The 18,267-nt window shown below is 63.4% G+C and carries 13 protein-coding genes and 1 tRNA gene; 3 read left to right on the top strand and 11 right to left on the bottom strand.

Translation table 11 applies throughout. The features are described 5' to 3' along the window. Window positions 1-33: 33 nt before the first annotated feature. Entirely contained in the window at window positions 34-3,621 is a 3,588-nt protein-coding gene (locus B0G80_RS16970) for an indolepyruvate ferredoxin oxidoreductase family protein (protein ID WP_116118725.1), read from the top strand. A 94-nt stretch (window positions 3,622-3,715) separates the two neighbouring features. Here B0G80_RS16970 and B0G80_RS16965 read toward each other — a convergent pair whose 3' ends face one another. Both B0G80_RS16965 and B0G80_RS16960 read right to left on the bottom strand, forming a co-directional pair. Further along, window positions 3,716-4,411, bottom strand: coding sequence for a copper homeostasis protein CutC (locus B0G80_RS16965; RefSeq protein ID WP_116118724.1), 696 nt, complete (start codon window positions 4,409-4,411; stop codon window positions 3,716-3,718). 45 nt (window positions 4,412-4,456) lie between these two features. Next, the gene (locus tag B0G80_RS16960) at window positions 4,457-5,734 is read right to left on the bottom strand and encodes an EAL domain-containing protein (RefSeq protein WP_106283871.1); all 1,278 of its coding nucleotides are present in this window, start codon (window positions 5,732-5,734) and stop codon (window positions 4,457-4,459) included. A 394-nt stretch (window positions 5,735-6,128) separates the two neighbouring features. Between B0G80_RS16960 and B0G80_RS16955 the strand changes: the two genes are divergently transcribed. Then, window positions 6,129-7,784 carry a Na+/H+ antiporter gene (locus B0G80_RS16955; protein WP_116118723.1) on the top strand — a complete coding sequence of 552 codons (1,656 nt, stop codon included), beginning with the start codon at window positions 6,129-6,131 and terminating at the stop codon, window positions 7,782-7,784. 131 nt (window positions 7,785-7,915) lie between these two features. Here B0G80_RS16955 and B0G80_RS16950 read toward each other — a convergent pair whose 3' ends face one another. From B0G80_RS16950 to B0G80_RS46850, 5 genes are all read right to left on the bottom strand, one after another. Next, entirely contained in the window at window positions 7,916-9,223 is a 1,308-nt protein-coding gene (locus tag B0G80_RS16950) for a solute carrier family 23 protein (protein WP_116118722.1), read from the bottom strand. Window positions 9,224-9,418: 195 nt separating this feature from the next. Beyond that, window positions 9,419-10,984 carry a methyl-accepting chemotaxis protein gene (locus B0G80_RS16945; protein ID WP_116118721.1) on the bottom strand — a complete coding sequence of 522 codons (1,566 nt, stop codon included), beginning with the start codon at window positions 10,982-10,984 and terminating at the stop codon, window positions 9,419-9,421. Window positions 10,985-11,406: 422 nt separating this feature from the next. After that, the gene (locus tag B0G80_RS16940) at window positions 11,407-12,021 is read right to left on the bottom strand and encodes a DUF2239 family protein (protein WP_116118720.1); all 615 of its coding nucleotides are present in this window, start codon (window positions 12,019-12,021) and stop codon (window positions 11,407-11,409) included. Window positions 12,022-12,109: 88 nt separating this feature from the next. Beyond that, the gene (locus B0G80_RS16935; protein WP_116118719.1) at window positions 12,110-13,642 is read right to left on the bottom strand and encodes a sensor domain-containing diguanylate cyclase; all 1,533 of its coding nucleotides are present in this window, start codon (window positions 13,640-13,642) and stop codon (window positions 12,110-12,112) included. A gap of 167 nt (window positions 13,643-13,809) precedes the next feature. Then, window positions 13,810-14,043, bottom strand: coding sequence for a hypothetical protein (locus B0G80_RS46850; protein ID WP_258878896.1), 234 nt, complete (start codon window positions 14,041-14,043; stop codon window positions 13,810-13,812). Between the two features lie 250 nt (window positions 14,044-14,293). On the opposite strand from B0G80_RS46850, the gene B0G80_RS16925 reads away from it, so the two are divergent. Continuing rightward, on the top strand, window positions 14,294-16,063 hold the full coding sequence (locus tag B0G80_RS16925) for a methyl-accepting chemotaxis protein (protein ID WP_116118718.1): 1,770 nt from the start codon (window positions 14,294-14,296) through the stop codon (window positions 16,061-16,063). A 149-nt stretch (window positions 16,064-16,212) separates the two neighbouring features. Here the strand turns inward: B0G80_RS16925 and B0G80_RS16920 are convergent. The 4 genes from B0G80_RS16920 to B0G80_RS16905 form a co-directional block, all read right to left on the bottom strand. Then, window positions 16,213-16,287, bottom strand: a tRNA-Ala gene (locus B0G80_RS16920). A gap of 76 nt (window positions 16,288-16,363) precedes the next feature. Next, window positions 16,364-16,714, bottom strand: coding sequence for a c-type cytochrome (locus B0G80_RS16915; RefSeq protein WP_181919968.1), 351 nt, complete (start codon window positions 16,712-16,714; stop codon window positions 16,364-16,366). Beyond that, a complete protein-coding gene (locus B0G80_RS16910) occupies window positions 16,711-17,508 on the bottom strand; it encodes a BON domain-containing protein (RefSeq protein WP_116118717.1) in 798 nt (265 codons plus the stop codon). Before B0G80_RS16910 ends, B0G80_RS16915 begins: the two co-directional genes overlap by 4 nt. A 26-nt stretch (window positions 17,509-17,534) precedes the next feature. Then, window positions 17,535-18,122 carry a phosphoheptose isomerase gene (locus B0G80_RS16905; RefSeq protein WP_116118716.1) on the bottom strand — a complete coding sequence of 196 codons (588 nt, stop codon included), beginning with the start codon at window positions 18,120-18,122 and terminating at the stop codon, window positions 17,535-17,537. Window positions 18,123-18,267 lie beyond the last annotated feature (145 nt).

Genomic DNA, 18,267 nt, shown 5'->3' with positions numbered 1-18,267 from the left:
GCGCCAACTCCGATCGACAACGGAGACTCACCCATGACCGCTCGCCTGCCGATCGACGGCACGCCCGCACTGGCCGATTACAAGCTTTCCGACAACCTCACCGCCACGCGCGGCCGGATCTTCCTGACCGGCACGCAGGCGCTGGTGCGTCTTGTGCTCATGCAGCGCGCCGCCGACAAGGCGCGCGGCATGAATACCGCGGGCTTCATCAGCGGCTATCGCGGCTCGCCGCTCGGCATGGTCGACCAGCAGTTGTGGAAAGCGAACAAACTGCTCGCGGCGAGTGATATTCGCTTTTTGCCCGCCATCAACGAAGAACTCGGCGGCACCGCCGTGCTCGGCACGCAGCGGGTCGAATCGGATCCGGAGCGCACCGTCGAAGGCGTGTTCGCGATGTGGTACGGCAAGGGTCCGGGCGTGGATCGCGCCGGCGACGCGCTCAAGCACGGCAACGCCTACGGCTCGTCGCCGCACGGCGGCGTACTGGTGGTGGCCGGCGACGACCACGGCTGCGTGTCCTCATCGATGCCGCATCAAAGCGACTTTGCGATGATGGCGTGGCATATGCCGGTGGTGAATCCGTCGAATATCGCCGACATGCTCGAATTCGGCTTGTATGGCTGGGAGTTGTCGCGCTTTTCGGGCGCGTGGGTGGGCTACAAGGCAATCTCCGAAACGGTCGAATCAGGCTCGACGGTCGATCTCGACGCGCTGCGCACCGACTGGACCATACCGCAGGATTTCGCGGCGCCCGCCGGCGGCCTGCACAATCGCTGGCCCGATCTGCCGAGCCTGACGATCGAATCGCGGATGCACGCGAAGCTCGACGCGGTGCGCCACTTCGCGCGCGTGAACAGCATCGACAAATGGATCGCGCCGAGTCCGCATGCGAACGTCGGGATCGTGACGTGCGGCAAGGCGCATCTGGACCTGATGGAAACGCTGCGCCGCCTCGATCTGACGGTCGCCGATCTGGAAGCGGCCGGCGTGCGGATCTACAAGGTCGGCCTGTCGTTTCCGCTGGAGATGACGCGGATCGACGCGTTCGTCTCCGGCTTGTCCGAAGTGCTGGTGATCGAGGAGAAAGGCCCGGTCATCGAACAGCAGATCAAGGACTATCTGTACAACCGCACGCAAGGCACGCGGCCGATCGTGGTCGGCAAGAACGCCGAAGACGGCACGCTGCTGCTGTCGTCGCTCGGTGAATTGCGGCCGTCGCGCATTCTGCCGGTATTCGCCGACTGGCTCGCGAAGCACAAGCCCGCGCTCGATCGCCGCGAACGCGTGGTCGATCTGGTTGCGCCGCAAATTCTTTCGAATGCTGCGGACAGCGTGAAGCGCACGCCGTACTTCTGCTCGGGCTGCCCGCACAACACGTCGACCAAAGTGCCGGAAGGATCGATCGCGCATGCGGGCATCGGCTGTCACTTCATGGCCTCGTGGATGGAGCGCGACACGACCGGCCTCATCCAGATGGGCGGCGAAGGGGTGGACTGGGCGTCGCATTCGATGTTCACGAAAACGCGCCACGTGTTCCAGAATCTCGGCGACGGCACCTACTTCCACTCGGGCATTCTGGCGATCCGCCAGGCCGTGGCCGCGAAGGCCACGATCACGTACAAGATTCTCTATAACGACGCCGTCGCGATGACGGGTGGCCAGCCCGTGGACGGCAGCATCTCGGTGCCGCAGATCGCGCGTCAGGTGGAAGCCGAAGGCGTGTCGCGCTTCGTCGTGGTCAGCGACGAGCCGGAGAAATATGACGGCCATCACGACCAGTTCCCGAAGGGCACCACGTTTCACCATCGCAGTGAGATGGATACCGTGCAGCGCCAATTGCGCGACACCGACGGCGTGACCGTGCTGATCTACGACCAGACCTGCGCGGCGGAAAAACGCCGGCGCCGGAAAAAAGGCGAATTCCCCGACCCGGACAAGCGTCTCTTCATCAATGAAGAGGTTTGCGAAGGCTGCGGCGATTGCGGCGTTCAGTCGAATTGCCTGTCGGTGGAACCGGTTGAAACGGCCTTGGGCCGCAAGCGCCGCATCGATCAATCGTCGTGCAACAAAGACTACTCGTGCGTGAACGGCTTCTGCCCGAGCTTCGTCACGGTGGAAGGCGGCAAGCTGAAAAAAGCCGCGGGCGCCGCGTTCGATCCGCAAGCACTGGCGGCACGCGTCGAAGCACTGCCGATTCCGGCGACGCACCTCGACGCCGCGCCGTACGACATTCTGGTGACGGGCGTCGGCGGCACGGGCGTCGTGACGGTCGGCGCATTGATCAGCATGGCGGCGCATCTGGAAGGCAAGAGTGCATCGGTGCTCGACTTCATGGGCTTCGCGCAAAAGGGCGGCTCGGTGCTGTCGTTCGTGCGCTTCGCCGCGCGCGACGAGTGGCTCAACCAGGTGCGTATCGACACGCAACAGGCCGACGTGCTGCTCGCCTGCGATATGGTGGTCGGCGCCAGCGCCGATGCGCTGCAAACGGTGCGTCATGGCCGTACGCGCATCGTCGTGAACACGCATGCAATTCCGAACGCCACGTTCGTGACCAATCCGGACGCGACGCTGCACGCCGACGCATTGCTCGACAAGATGCGTCACGCGGCCGGCCCGGAGCGCATGTCGACATGCGATGCACAAGCGCTCGCCACGCGTTTTCTCGGCGACACGATCGGCGCGAACATTCTGATGCTCGGTTATGCCTGGCAACTTGGTCTGGTGCCCGTATCGTTCGGCGCGATGATGCGCGCGATCGAATTGAACAACGTCGCCGTGCAGATGAATCAACTGGCGTTTTCGATCGGCCGCCTCGCCGCCGAAGATCCCGCCGCGCTCGAAGCGCTGTGGCAAGCGCGGCATCTCGCCAAGCAGAGCGTGCGCGTGGATACGCTCGACGAACTGATCGCGCATCGCGAAGGACGTCTGCAGACATACGGCGGCGCGAGCTACGTGAAGCGTTATCGCGCGCTAGTCGATGCGGCACGTCGTGCCGAAACCTCGGTGGATGCGAAGAGCGAGCGCGTGACGCGCGCGGTGGCGACCACGTTCTATCGTCTGCTCGCGGTGAAGGACGAATACGAAGTGGCGCGTCTGCATACGGATGCCGCATTCCGTGAAGCACTGGAAGCGCAATTCGAAGGTGTGGCCGGCAAGGACTTCGGCATCAAGTTCAATCTCGCGCCGCCGACGCTCACGCGTCCTGAACCGGGCAAGAATCCGTCTAAAAAAACCTTTGGCCAATGGATGTGGCCGGTGCTCGGCACGCTGGCGAAATTCAGCAGCCTGCGCGGCACGATGCTCGATCCGTTCGGCCGCACGCTGGAACGCAAGATGGAACGCGAACTTGCGGGCGATTATGAAACCACGTTGCAGCGCGCGCTCGCCAAGCTCGATGCCGGCAATCTGGATGACGTGGCGAAACTGGCCGACCTGCACGCTCGTGTGCGCGGTTATGGTCACGTGAAGCTTGCGAATCTGGCGGGTGTGAAGCGTGGCGAGCGCGATCTGGCCGCACGTTTGCAGATCGAAGCGGCGACCGGCGAGTCGGTGCGGAAATCGCTGGGAGAGGTAAAGGGCGCGGGGCAGTTGCGCGGGATTCCGGTGGTCGTGTCGAAGTAGTTTTTTTGGCCTTGTAGAGGCAAGTAAATTAATGCCGCTTCGAGAGCGATCTCGAAGCGGCATTTTTCTTTGCTTTGTTGTTTCAGCTATTGAGTCATGCGCTGGTCAACAGTGAGCGGACCTTTGCGATCTTGTCTGGATCGACCGGCGCGAGACCGTTGCTGTTCACGCGCACGCCCGAGCCGAAATGCACCGCTTCGACTTGTGTCCTGCTCACGAAACCGGCAATCGAATCGACCGTCAAACCGGCTCCGGCCAAGACGGTGCAGTGCGAACCGGCCGCTTGCCGCACCAATTCGCGTATCGTGTCTTCTGCGTGCAGCACCGAAGGTTGTCCTCCTGAAGTCAACACGTTCGTCACGGCGTCGAAACCAAGCAGCACATCGAATGAACGGCGCAAATCCCGCGCTTCGTCGAATGCACGATGGAAGGTGATAGCCAGTCCATCCGCCGCATCGATCGCACGGGCAAGGCCTTCGCGGTCAATCTCGCCGGCGGCGTTCAGCATGCCGATCACGATGCCATTCGCGCCTGCCGCTTTCACCGCGCGCACGTCGCGCAGCATCACTGCGTAGTCGTCGGCGTCGTAGACAAACGAGCGGCTGTGCGGCCGCACGATCACATTCACCGGTATCTCGACTGCGGCGACTACCGCTTCGATCAGTCCAACGCTCGGCGTTAAACCGCCCTCGCCCATCGCGGTGACAAGTTCGAGACGGTCAGCGCCGGCTTGCGCGGCAAGGCGCGCATCGGCAACGGTCGTGGCAATGACTTCAAGGAGGACGGACATAAGCGCGGCTGAGTGTCGTTAAATATCGTTGAAAACGACATGATCTCAGAACCGCTCTTCGTCCACCCAATCGATATCGCCGCACAACACGCAAGTCTGCTCACCGACGCGCGTCGCCACCGAAAGCGTTACGCATGGCAACGCCTCGTTGATCGACAGATACGGCCGCGTCACATGCACGCGCTCCGGCGCATTGATCGCATCGCGGAAATACGGACGACGCAACCAGTTCGCGCCTTGCGCGTCGGCAAGCGGCAGAAAGCGCGTTTCATGCGCGGCGCGATCAGCCCGCAGCACGACGTTGCGGCCCGCCTGCTTGCCCTTCGCATCGAGCAGAAAGCAGCGCGCGGCATGATCGAGCGCCAGAAAATTCCAGCACACTTCCTCCAGCGGTTCGCCGGCCGCGAGCCGCTCCGCGGCCCGCTCGAAAGCCCGCAAGTACGGCGCGAGCCGGCTGGCATTGCGGCGCTCGCGCGCGTCGGCCTGATCACGATAACGCTCGGTGAGTTCGCTGATGCAGGTGGTCGCGTGCAACGCGTCGGCCGCCCCCGGGTTCGGACGGCCGAAGAAAAAGCCCTGCACGAAGTCCGCGTTGCAGGCGAGCGCCATCTGCGCTTCATGCTCCGTTTCCACGCCTTCGACGAGTACCAGCTTGCCCGCTTCGTGCAGCAGCGCCACGAGGCCAGGCAGGATCGTCGCCATGTCGGCGCGATGCGCGGCATGCGACAGCATGATGCGGTCGAGCTTGACGATGTCGGGATTCAACTGCCAGATCCGTTCGACGTTCGAGTGGCCCGCGCCGAAATCGTCGAGTGCGATCAGGAAGCCGCGCTCGCGGAACTGGCGCACGGCGTCGGCGAGACGCTCCAGGTCTTCGGCGCGATGCTCGAGTACTTCGAGCACGATGCGTCGCGGCGGCAGATCGACGCGCTTCAAAGTTGCCAGCAAGGCAGCGGCGAGATAGGGATCGGTGAGCGCGCCGGGATGCACGTTCAGGAACAACCACTCGCGCTCCGCGCCGAGTACCTTGAAATTCTCCAGATGCAGCGTCTGAGCCAGCTTGTCGACCTGCAGCACATCGCCGAGGCGCGCGGCCTCGCCGAATACGTCGAGCGGCGACACGGGGCGGTCGAGCGCGTCGTGCGCACGCAGCAGCCCTTCGTAACCGACCGCCCGCATATGCGAGAGGCTGAAAATCGGCTGAAACACGCTACTCAGCGTGAGTTCGCCATGCTGCACCGTAAAACGTTCGAGCCCCGACGTCATCTCGACACCGAAACCGTGTGGCGCGCTGGCCGTCCTTTCCTGTTGCGCAATGGTCATGCAAGTCCTCTCACGCGAGAGCCGGGCCGGTCGGAACGCGGAAGCGAACAACCTCGGCGCCGTTTCTCAAATGTGCGTCATCGATATCCCTTAAGCAAGCTCCATGCGCACGCTGACGCACGTTCCGATGAAAATTATCTGAAAGATTGACCCGTGTAAGGGAGCATGCGCCGCGCGTGGGCGTGGCGCGCACCGTTAAGGTGCGCGGCGACGTGAAAACATGTCAGCACCTCGCTGGCGGCGCGGCATGTCGCCCTGACGGAGGCGGAATGCGTCGTCGGGCTAAACTGCGACCTTACGCTTAGTCAGCTTCGCGTGGCCCGTATCGCCGAAACCCGCCGAAACTCGCCGAACATCGCCGAAGTCACACCGTTATATCCCCAGAAATAGACCGATGGACATTGTCTTTACCGTATTGATTCTTTTGCTCGCCGTCGCCGCGTCGGGCGCCCTCACCCGCGTCCTGCCGATCGCGTTGCCACTGCCGCTCGTGCAGATCGCGATCGGCGCATTGCTCGCGTGGCCGAGGCTTGGCCTGCACGTCACCTTCGATCCGGAAATTTTCATGATGCTGTTCATTCCGCCGCTGCTGTTCGCGGACGGCTGGCGCATTCCGAAGCGTGAGTTCTTCATGGCGCGCCGCTCGATCCTGATGCTCGCGCTCGGCCTCGTCTTTATGACGGTGCTGGTGGTCGGCTACTTTGTGCACGCGCTGGTGCCGTCGATCTCGCTGCCGGTCGCGTTCGCACTGGCCGCCGTGTTGTCGCCGACCGATGCGGTCGCGTTATCCAGCATCGTCGGCAAGGGCAAGATTCCGGGGCGGCTGATGCATATTCTCGAAGGCGAGGCGTTGATGAACGACGCGTCGGGACTGGTCGCGTTGAAGTTCGCGATTGCCGCGGCGCTGACCGGTGTGTTTTCGTTGCGCGACGCGTCGATCAGTTTCGTGATCATCGCCGTGGGCGGCCTCGCGACCGGCGCGGCGGTGAGCTGGCTGTTCGGCTTCGTGTCGGCTCACTTTCTGAATCTCACCGAAGAAGGCGATCCGGCGCCCGGCGTCGTGATGACTCTGCTGATTCCGTTCGCCGCCTATCTGGTGGCCGAGCGTTTCGAGTTGTCCGGCATTCTGGCCGCGGTCGCCGCCGGCATGATGATGAACTACACGACCATTGTGACTGCGGGGCCGGCGTCATCGCGAGTGCGCGCGAGCAGCACGTGGACGATGATCGAGTTCGTGTTCAACGGCATGGTGTTCATTCTGCTGGGGCTGCAGTTTCCGCACATTCTCGGCCGGGCATTGCTCGACGCCCACGAGACCAGTGACGCGCAGGTCTGGCGGCTGATCGGCTACATCGCCGCGGTAGCGGGCGCGCTCTACGCGATGCGCTTTGTATGGGTGTGGCTGCTGCGCTATTTCGCGAGCCGCAGCGCCGCAAAACAAGGCATGGCGAACGCCGTTCCGGGCCTACGCACTGCCGCGGTGACGACGGTAGCCGGCGTGCGCGGAGCCGTAACGCTCGCGGGCGTGTTGTCATTGCCGGAGGTGTTGCCGGGTGGCGCCCCGTTGCCGGGCCGCGATCTCGCGATCTTCATCGCATCCGGCGTGATTCTGGTCTCGCTGATCGTGGCGGTGGTGGCGTTGCCGCTGCTGCTGAGCGGCTGGCGCCGCGGCAAGGATCCGCACGCCGCCGAAGAAGCGCTCGCCCGGACCATAGCCGCGCAAGCCGCGATTCGCGCCGTCGACGAGGTGCACGACAGAGAGTGTGCGAATCTCGATGAGTCGGCCTCGGCGTATGCGGCGGACGTCACGGCGCGCGTGATGGACCTCTATCGGCGCCGCCTCGCCACGCTCGATGAAGAACGCGAACCGCGCGAGCTGGCGCGCCGTGCCGACGCGCTGGAGTTCAGGATGAAGCTCGCTGCCATGAGAGCCGAGCGTAAAGCGTTGCTGGAACTGCACAGCAGCCAGGAGATCAACGACGAGACGTTGAACAAGCTGATGCGGGAGGTGGACTTGTCGGAGACCGCACTGACGGCGCGGAGAAAGTAACGGGAGCTTGCGCTACGTGGGTGCGATTCCGGCGGCGGCAACGGCCTTTTCTTCGATCAAGACAACGTGCGAAAGAAAAAGCCGCGCCGCGACGAACCTGTAGAAACGAGTGCTTCAGCGTGCGCGAAAACTCACGCCACCGGACCTTGAGCCGGCTTCCTTCTCAGAAGCGCATAGAGAATGATCGCGCCGAACGTCGCGGTGCCAATGCCACCGAGACCGAAGCCGCCGAGCTTCAACGAGAAGTCGCCGGCGCCGAGCACGAGCGTGACCGCGGCCACGATCAGATTGCGGTTGTCGGAGAAGTCCACCTTGTTGACGACCCAGATGCGCGCGCCGGTTACGGCGATCAGCCCGAACACGACAATCGACACGCCGCCCAGCACCGGTCCCGGAATGGTCTGGATCACCGCGCCGAACTTCGGTGAAAAACCCAGCACCAGCGCGATCAACGCGGCAATCACAAAGACCAGCGTCGAATAGATCTTGGTGACAGCCATCACGCCGATGTTCTCGGCATACGTCGTGACGCCCGTGCCGCCAGCGAAGCCGGAGACGATCGTCGCGAGTCCGTCGCCGAGAAACGCCCGGCCGACGTAGCGGTCCAGATTCTGGCCCGTCATCGCGCTCACTGCCTTGATATGCCCGAGGTTCTCCGCCACCAGGATCACCGCGATTGGCGCGAGCAAGGTCATTGCCTGCACGTTGAACGCCGGCGCCGTGAAGTGCGGCATGCCGAACCACGCGGCGTTCGCGACGATGGCGAAATCGACCGGCTTACCCATGCCAAGACCGTTCGTCACGATCGCGTAAATGACGTACGCCATCAGCAGGCCGACCAGAATCAGCAGACGCTGCAACATGCCGCGCGCGAACACCGCGACCGCGCCGACGCACAGCACGGTGACGAGCGCCATCCACGAATCGAAGTTGCTGCCGCTTACGCCGCGCACCGCGATCGGCGCCAGATTCAAACCGATCACGCAGACGATCGCGCCCGTCACCACCGGCGGCATCAGCGTCTCGATCCATTTGGTGCCGACCGCCGAAACGATCAGGCCAATCATCGCGTACACCACGCCGCACGCGATGATGCCGCCCAGTGCGACCGGAATGTTCGGGTTCGGGCCATGCCCACCATAACCCGTGACCGCGATCACGAGACCGATGAACGCGAAGCTCGACCCGAGGTAGCTCGGCACGCGGCCGCCCACCAGCACGAAGAACAACAGTGTGCCGATGCCCGACATGAAGATGCACAGGTTCGGATCGAAGCCCATCAGCAACGGCGCGAGCACCGTCGAGCCGAACATCGCGACGACGTGTTGCACGCCCATCGCAAACATCTGCGGCCACGCGAGCCGCTCGTCGGTAGCGACGATGCGGCCCTCGGCAGCCGCAGACTGGGGACGCCAGCGGGGGAAATAGGAATCGGCCATGGCGGGGGTTCTCCTCTGTTCGGCGCTATGTATGGTGGCGCGGCGCCGGAACAAAGCGCCGCCCAGGAATTAGGCGCGAGTGTACGGAGTGCCATTGGGCCTGGCAAGCTCGGGGAAATGCGCGGCGAGGCATCGCGTGGAAGCGGGCGCAATCCGTTGCGCCCTTCATGAACACCCGCGCGAGCACCCGCGCCCTCAGTCGTGCCGCGCTTCCAGCGAAAACACCGTCACGGCCGCCTGCAACTGCCTCGCCTGATCCGCCATCGACGCTGCCGCGGCCGCTGCCTGTTCGACCAATGCCGCGTTCTGCTGGGTCACGTCGTCCATCTGCGCGACCGCGCGGTTGACCTCTTCGATGCCAGTGCTTTGCTCCTGCGAGGCCGACGAAATCTCGCCCATGATGTCGGTCACGCGTTGCACCGCGTGCGTGACTTCGGCCATGGTCTGCCCAGCCCGCTCGGCGAGTTCTGCGCCGCTGCCCACGCGAGCCGTCGAGCTTTCGATCAACTCCTTGATCTCCTTCGCCGACACCGCGCTGCGCTGCGCGAGCGAGCGTACTTCGCCCGCCACGACCGCAAAGCCGCGGCCTTGTTCGCCGGCACGTGCTGCTTCCACCGCCGCGTTCAGCGCGAGAATGTTGGTCTGGAACGCGATCCCTTCGATCACCGCGATGATGTCCGTCATGCGCTTCGAACCGGCCGCCAACTCGCGCATCGTTTCGACCACATCGCCGACGAGATGGCTGCCGCGCGCCGCGACTTCCGACGCGCCGTGCGCCACGCCGCCGGCCTGCTGCGCGTTCTCGGCGTTCATCTTCACCGTCGACGTCAGCTCCTGCATGCTCGACGCGGTTTCCTGCAGCGCCGCGGCCTGTTCTTCAGTGCGTTGCGACAGATCGGTATTGCCCTGCGCGATTTCGCCCGACGCCATCAGGATCGATTCGCTCGACTCGCTGATGCCCGACACGATGCCGGCCAGCCGTTCGCGCATGTTGCGCAACGCGAACAGCAAGCTGTGAGCGTCGCCGGCGCGTGTTTCGACGCGCACGCTCAGGTCACCGTCCGCGATGCGGTTGGCGATCTGCATCGCGTAATCCGGTTCGCCGCCGAGTTGCCCCGCGAGACGACGCGCGATCACCATGGCGAGCAGCATGCCCGCGACGATCGCGCCCAGCACCAGCGCGCTCATGACGATGCGCATGTGCTGATAGCCGGTGGACGCTTCCGCTTGCGCGTCGTTGGCTTGCTGGCGGCGATAGTCGATCAGCGCCGTGATGCGATCGCGCAGCGCCTCACTCGACGCAATCGCACGACGCACGAGTTCGTTGTTGTCGACGCCCGCCGGAATCGGTTCGAGGCCGATCTGCTGATGCACGATACCTTCCCACACCGCCGACTTGCGCAGCACGTCGTCGAACATTTCCTGGCCCTTGCCCGTCTCGATCGTCGCGCGATACTGGTCGTAGGCGGTGTGCATCTCCTTGAGCGAGCCGACAATGCTGTCCTTCAACTTTTGACGGCCGGCGTCGTCGGCGGCGTAGCCGAGATTCGCGGCGGCCAGATCGGAATCGATCTTGTGGCGGTTCGCCTCTTCCATCCAGTACAGGCCGTTCATGTGCTTATCGCAGATGGCGTCGGTAATGCCGTGCATCGACGAGAGCGTACTCAGCGACATCGCGCCGATCACGACGCAAAAACCAATCACCACGGCAAACGCCAGCAGCAGTTTCCTGAACACAGGCATGCGGTCGAACCACTTCATTTCACCATCCTTCACGAATCACGGCGGACGCTCGAGCCGCCACGCTGTCGCGAACGTTTCGCGATCTGCCGGATACGTAGCGACGCTCCCACCTCAATTACGGCGGGTACCACAGAGACTTGATGCGCGAAATGTCAGGAATAACCGGGACAGGATGTTGTAAGCAATGCTTAGCGCACGCGACCGGGGCGCGAGGCGCTATGTGCCCGGCCGGTCAGCGGCAAGTTTGGGATTCGTCTGATGTATCGGATAAGAGCAAGCTCTTAGACTTGTTTTGCTGCGCCGACCCCCATGAGTAGGCGCATGCGATGTTGTTGTAACTCTCCGACTTTCCGCTCACGCTTCCCCGCGTGAGCGGCTTTTTTTTGTCTATGCGATTCGGTGCGCGCGTCGCTTGCAAAGACGCTGCGATCTGCGTGCCTTTATGCGCGCGTCGCGAACGCGTTGTTGGCGAGTCGCAAAGTGTAGTCGCGTACGTCCTGCGGCCATGCCGCGACGATCTCGTCGAAACGCGGGCGGTCGTCGGCGTACAGCGCGCGGGTCGCATCTTCATAGCGCGGCAGATTGCCGGCCAGCGCGGTCATGAAGCGATACACGGCTTCCTGCGCCGCGCGCTGACGGTCCTTGTTCTCGCCGGCCACGCGCGCCGCGTCGACCAGTTTGCGCAACGCGACCGACGCACCGCCAGACTGTCCGTTGAGCCAGTCCCAATGGCGCGGCAACAACGTGATTTCCCTCGCCACCACACCGAGCTTGGGTCGGCCACGGCCGCGTGGCGTGTCCTCTGCTGCGTCGTCGATGGCGTGAGCGGTTTGGGCGCCGTCATCCTGGCTCGCTAACCGCGCGACGATCTCGTCGGGTGTGCCGCGCAGATCGAATTCGACCGGCCGGCTGGTCACGTCGTCGAAGACGAGAACCGGCGCCTGTTCGCCGCGCGCCAGTACTTCCCTCACGGCAAGCGCCACGTCGGGCAAGGCGCCGGAGGCGATACGGCGATGGCCTTCGAACGCGGTGCAGGTGGTCGGATGGGCGGTCATGACAAACTCCAAATGAAGAATTTGTCGAATTATATCCGGGTTAAATTCAAATGCAAGATATTACCCGGGTAAATTTACGCGGCTTGCTCTAGACGGAGTTGCGCGCTTCGGTGCGGGGCGTCACCGCGCCGCCGCCGATGGGCGAAGTGTGCGTCACGGTGCGAGAACTCAGCACGCGATTGCGGCCCGCATCTTTGGCTTCGTACAGCGCGTCGTCGGCGGCGTTCAGGAGCGCGCGGCTCGTTGCGAACACCTCGCCTCGCGCGGTGGCGATGCCGATGCTCACGGTCAGGACATGGTGCGAACTCGCCACGTGGCGAAGCTGAAGCGCCTGAACCGCTGCACGAATCTTCTCGGCGATGAAAGTTGCGCCAGTTTCGTCAGTGTCCGGCAGCAGCACGGCGAACTCTTCACCGCCGTAGCGCGCCGCCGTGTCGCCCGGACGCCGCACGCTCTGCGTGATACAACGGGCCACCGCCGTGAGCGCGTCGTCGCCCGCGGAATGGCCGTACAGGTCGTTAAAGCCTTTGAAACTGTCGACGTCGATCAGCAGCATCGACAGTGGCCACGCGTTGCGCTGCGCGCGGCGCCACTCATCTTCCGCGTGTTCCTCGAAGCTGCGGCGATTGTTCAGGCCGGTCAGCCCGTCGGTGCGCGCCAGCACGCGCAATTCTTCTTCGGCCGCTCGGCGATAGCGCAACTGATGCGAGAACAGAAGCGCCAGCGCGATGATCGTGACATCGAGCGCGGCGATCAGCGAGCCGATGATCCACGCGCGGTGCCGCCATTCCACGTAGATATCGCGCGTGGACAGCGCAACGTCGAGGATCAGCGGATACATGTCGATATGGCGGAACGCGTACCAGCGCTCGACACCGTCAATCGCCGCCGTGCCGAAGAAATCCCCGCTCGGCTGCTGGGTGAAGCGCGAGTAGTTGGCGGTGCCGGTCAGATTGATACCGATGATTTTCGGATCGAACGGACGCCGCATCAGCATCGTGCCGTCGTTCAGCATCAGCGCCATCGAACCTCCGGCGCCGAGATTCATGCCGGCGAACAGCCTGCGGAAATAGGTGAGACGCATGGTGCCGACCACCACGCCGCCAAAACTGCCGTCCGGCCGCGTGATGCGCCGGCTCAGCGCGATGCTGATTTCCTTGCCGCTGACCTTCGGCATGAACGGGTGGCTGATGTACAGACCGACGTTGGGCGAGTCCCGCTGCACCTTGAAGTAATCACGGTCGGCGAGGTTGACGAGGCGTGGCGGCGTGGCCTGCGAGTCAAACTTGATGTTGCCGGCTTCGTCGGTCACGAGGATCGAGCCCATGTCTTTGGCGCTCGCCGATCCGTCGAACAACACCATCTGGCGGATGGCCGGATCCAGCTCCAGCACGCCGGGGTGTTTCAGACCGTCGATCACCGCGCGCAGCGAGAGGTCGTAAATCTCCAGATTGCGCGACACGTCGCGCTCGACCAGCAGCGACACGTTGAAGACCGAATCCTGGGCGCGCCGCAATGCATCGTCGCGCATCTGTGCCAGCACCCACACGGCGATCGCAAGAATCGCACTGGCCAGCACGATACTGATCGCAATCACGAAGTTCGGTCGGCGCGTCACCATGGGCTTTTCGTTCGAACATGCGCTCGCCTAAGCGCGTGAAGAAGAGGGCCGCGTCCTCACTGGCGCGTACCGTGAAGCGGTAGCGTACCAGACGATGCGCCGCGCCAAACCATCGAAAAGACGAGTTTTTTGCCGGGTCGGGCGAGTTCGGCACCGCTCGCGCGTGCTCAGCCAGTATGCAGATCGAACGCGGGCCGGGATGCTGAGCGGCTCAACGCGCGGATGTCGGTGGTCTCGAGCTCGGCTTGATCGGCGCCGTGGCGGGCGACCTTCAGCATGGCGAGACCAACGGGAACGCCGACCTTTCTCAAGCGATTGCTCCATCCTCTTGCTCGATGCAATGCTTTCATCACGCGCTCGAATATATTCGGTTGCCGAGAAATTCCAATTTTGTCGGTCATCGCGTGCAAGCCTTGTAGAGATATACCCGATCTGCCTTCAGTACTCGAGTGTGCGAACCGATATCCGGTAAATGGGATACCCATTTTGTGGCTTGCGTCGATGCGCTTTGGCTGCTGCATCGACGCAAGACATCGAAGGGATAGACCGCGCGAGGCCCCGCGATGTGCGGCGGTCACACAGACGCTCCCATGCCCGGACCTGAGAGTCCATTGCGAACGCATCTACGTTTCGTTATTGGAGAAAAAAATTTTGACACTAAAGCACCTCACCATCAAAGCAAAACTCATTGCCGGGTTCGGCATGCTGTCTCTTATCGTCGTCGCGGTTTCCGGGCTTTCCCTGAAAGCGCTCAGCGACTCAACCGATGGTTTTTCCAGCTTCGTGCGCGGTATCAATGCACGCGCGGACATGGCGGTGCAGGTGCGAACCGCAGTCGACCGCCGGGCAATCGCCGCGCGTAATCTCGTGCTCGTGACCAAGCCGCAGGACCTCGAAATAGAGAAAGCCGATGTGCTGCGCGCGCACGAAGACGTGCAAACCGATTTGAAGAAACTCAACGACATGATCGCGACCGCTACCGACACGTCGGAGAAAGCGCGCAGTCTCGTCGCCGAGATCAATCGGGTGGAGGCTTTGTATGGACCGGTCGCCACCGACATCGTCAACCTCGCGCTGACCAACAAGCGCGACGAGGCGATCGTCAAGATGGACGATCAATGCCGACCGTTGCTCGCCGCGCTGATTCGCGCGACCGACGCGTATGCCGACTACACGCATACGCGTCAGGAACAGATGATCAGCGAATACGCGGCACACTATGAGAACCAGCGCAATCTGCTGATCGCGATCAGCCTGATCGCGGTGGCGCTCGCGATCGGCGCATGCGTGCTGATTACGCGCGCGGTGACCAGACCGCTGCGCCAGGCGATCGATGTCGCGCGCACTGTGTCGGAAGGCGATCTGCGTACGCGCATCGTGGTCGACGGCAGCGATGAAACCAGCAAGCTGCTCGGTGCGTTGCGCGAGATGAACGAACGGCTGACGGCGGTCGTCGGACGCGTGCGCGACAGCAGCACGAGCATCGCCGGCGCCGCGCGCGAGATCGCCGCGGGCAATATGGATTTGAGCCAGCGCACCGAGCAGCAAGCGGCCTCGCTGCAGGAGACGGCGTCGAGCATGGAGGAACTCACCTCGACGGTTAAGCAGAACGCGGACAACGCGCAGCAAGGCAGCATGCTCGCCACGAACGCTTCGTCGGTCGCGCAGAAAGGCAGCGAGGTGGTCGGCCAGGTGGTGAACACCATGCACGACATCAGCGATAGCTCAACCAAAATCGCGGACATCACGGGCATCATCGAAGGTATTGCGTTCCAGACGAACATTCTCGCCCTCAACGCGGCCGTCGAGGCTGCGCGCGCTGGTGAGCAAGGTCGCGGTTTCGCGGTGGTGGCGAGCGAAGTCAGAAGCCTGGCGCAGCGCTCATCGAGCGCGGCCAAGGAAATCAAGGATCTGATTGCCACCTCGGTGGAGAAGATCCGCGACGGGTCGGCGCTTGCCGGTGAAGCGGGCAAGACGATGGCCGAAGTCACCCAGGCGGTGGCGCGGGTGACGGACATCATGTCGGAGATCGCGGCGGCATCGAGTGAGCAAAGCCGCGGCATCGAGCAGGTCAATCTCGCGATCACGCAGATGGACAATGTCACGCAGCAGAATGCCGCTTTGGTGGAAGAAGCGGCGGCGGCTTCGCGGTCGATGGAAGACCAGGGGCAGCAGTTGAATGAGGCTGTGGCGTTCTTTCAGATTTTGAATGGTGGTGGTGCGGGGGGGCTTGTCGCCGCGGTGCCTTTGCGGAAGGGGACGGTGCGGGAGGAGCGGGGGGTTGTGTCTGGGCGGCGGGTTGTGCGGGCGACGGGGTTGGCGGGCGCCGCGTCGGGTGTCGCGCCGGGCGCGGCGTTGGGTTCCGCGTTGGCGACGGCTGCGGGCGCGACCGGTACGGATGACGGGTGGGATAAGTTTTGAACGTGTTGTTCTGCGCGAGCGCCGTGCTTGGATGGGTGGCGCTTAAGCGGGACATCGCTCGGGGAGGCAGAGCGGTTTAGTGCGGAAAGCTTGGGACAGAAACGCGAAAACCGGCGTGTAGCCGGTTTTCGCGTGACGACAAATCTTATTGGTGGGAGGAGGAGGATCGAACTCCCGACCTTCGCATTGCGAACGCGACGCTCTCCCAGCTGAGCTACCCCCCCAACGTGCAAACAATTCTAGCACAGGCATTTTCCGTTTTGCCAAGCCCCCAACCTCTGGCAAGCCGACGAAAAACCATCACCTGGAAGGCGCCCCTGCAAGCACCCAATCCACCACTGCCCGAATATCCGCATCGCTCATCGACTGATGCGCGGGCATCGGAATCATGCCCCACACGCCAGAACCGCCGTCCTTCACCTTGCGCGACAATTTCGCCGGCGCCTGGGCGTCGCCCTTGTACCTCGCGGCGATCTGCTGGAACGACGGGCCGACCAGTTTGCGATCCACCGCATGACATCCCATGCAAGCATTCGCGTTGGCGACCAGTTGGCCGCGCGGCGCATCGGCGGCACGCGCAGCCGGTACAACGGCACCCGCAAGCGCACCGACCAGCAGCACGCTGATCACCAAGGCAACACCGCGCATCATGGCGTCGTCGCCTTCGGGTTACCCGGATGCACGGCGTTCGAATTGGTGACCGGCGCGGGCGTCTGCTGTTCGAGCGGCCGCGAACTCACCGACGAATCAGGAATAGTGCCGACGGTCGGCGCACTCGCGTCCGGTTGCGAAGCCGCCGTTACGGGTGCCGTCCCCGCTGCGGCGGCAGCCGCCGCGGCTTCCGCCGGCTGAATGTACTGGAACACCTTCACGACCTGCACCACGCCCGGCACACGGCTCGCGACATCCGCGCCGCGATTGCCTTCGTCCATCGTGACGAGGCCCATCAGGTACACCGAGCCACGCTCTGCCACCACCTTGAAGTTGTTCGCCGAAATGTTCTTCTCGGCGATCAGCGCGGTCTTAACACGCGTCTCCAGGTACGTGTCGTTGGTGCGCGACGAGAACGAACTGGCCGGCATGATCGTCAGTTCGTTGACGATCGTGCTGACGTTGTTCAAACCACGCACGATGGTTTCCGCGCGTTGCTTCGACACGTCCCCCGCCACTTCGCCGGTCAGCAGCACGCGACGATTGAACACCGTCACGTTCACGTGCGCGTTGTCGGGCAAGTTCTGGCTGATCTGCGAGAGCGCCTTCACCTGCAACTCGCGATCCTCGGTCTGCGCGCCGAGCGTGCGCCGGTCCGTCGCCACCAGCGCGCTGCCGCCCGCCGCGCCGGCAACGGCGAGAAAGCAACCCTGCAACGTTGCGGACAGCCCCGCCGCGAACCCAACCACCAGCACGGTTCTCACCAGTGTCTTCTTGACGCGGAATACGCTCATCAACTAGCTCTCCTTCGGAATCAGTCTCAGTCTTCGCCCAGCAACATGGCATCGATGCCGTCGCACAGACAATGGATGGTCAGCAAATGCACTTCCTGAATGCGCGCGGTGCGATCGGACGGCACACAGATTTGGATATCGGTGTCGCTCAATACTTCCTGCATGCGTCCGCCGCCCTTGCCGCTCAGCGCGACCACGATCATTTCGCGCTCATGCGCGGCCTCGATCGCGGCGAGCACGTTGGCGGAATTGCCGGACGTGGTGATCGCCAGCAGCACGTCGCCCGGCTGGCCAAGCGCCCAAACCTGCTTCGAGAAAATCTGTTCGAACGCGTAGTCGTTCGCGATGGCGGTCAACACCGAGGTGTCGGTGGTCAGCGCGACCGCCGGCAAGCCGGGCCGCTCGCGCTCGAAGCGGCCCATCAGTTCGGCGGCGAAGTGTTGCGCGTCGGCCGCCGAGCCGCCGTTGCCACACGCGAGAATGCGATTGCCGTTGGCCAGCGCGGCGAACATCGTGTCGATCGCAGCGGCGATCGGCATCGACAGTGTTTCGAGGGCTTCGAGTTTGACTGCCGCGCTGTCGCGGAAGTGTTGTTGAATGCGTTCGACTGACATCGAGTCTCTATCTTCTGCCGCGAATGGGCCGCACTGCGCGGCCGTGTTGTGAAGTCGTATTACCAGGTCGTGCCGCTTCGATGAATCAGACCGGCAACGCGGTGCAGGCGCGCAAACCATCGCTCATTGCACTGCTCGCCGCGTT

The organism is Paraburkholderia sp. BL6669N2 (genome assembly GCF_003387275.1).
Taxonomy (GTDB): Bacteria; Pseudomonadota; Gammaproteobacteria; order Burkholderiales; family Burkholderiaceae; genus Paraburkholderia.
Note: the sequence above shows the minus strand (reverse complement) of the source record. Positions and strands in the feature narration are given on the sequence as shown.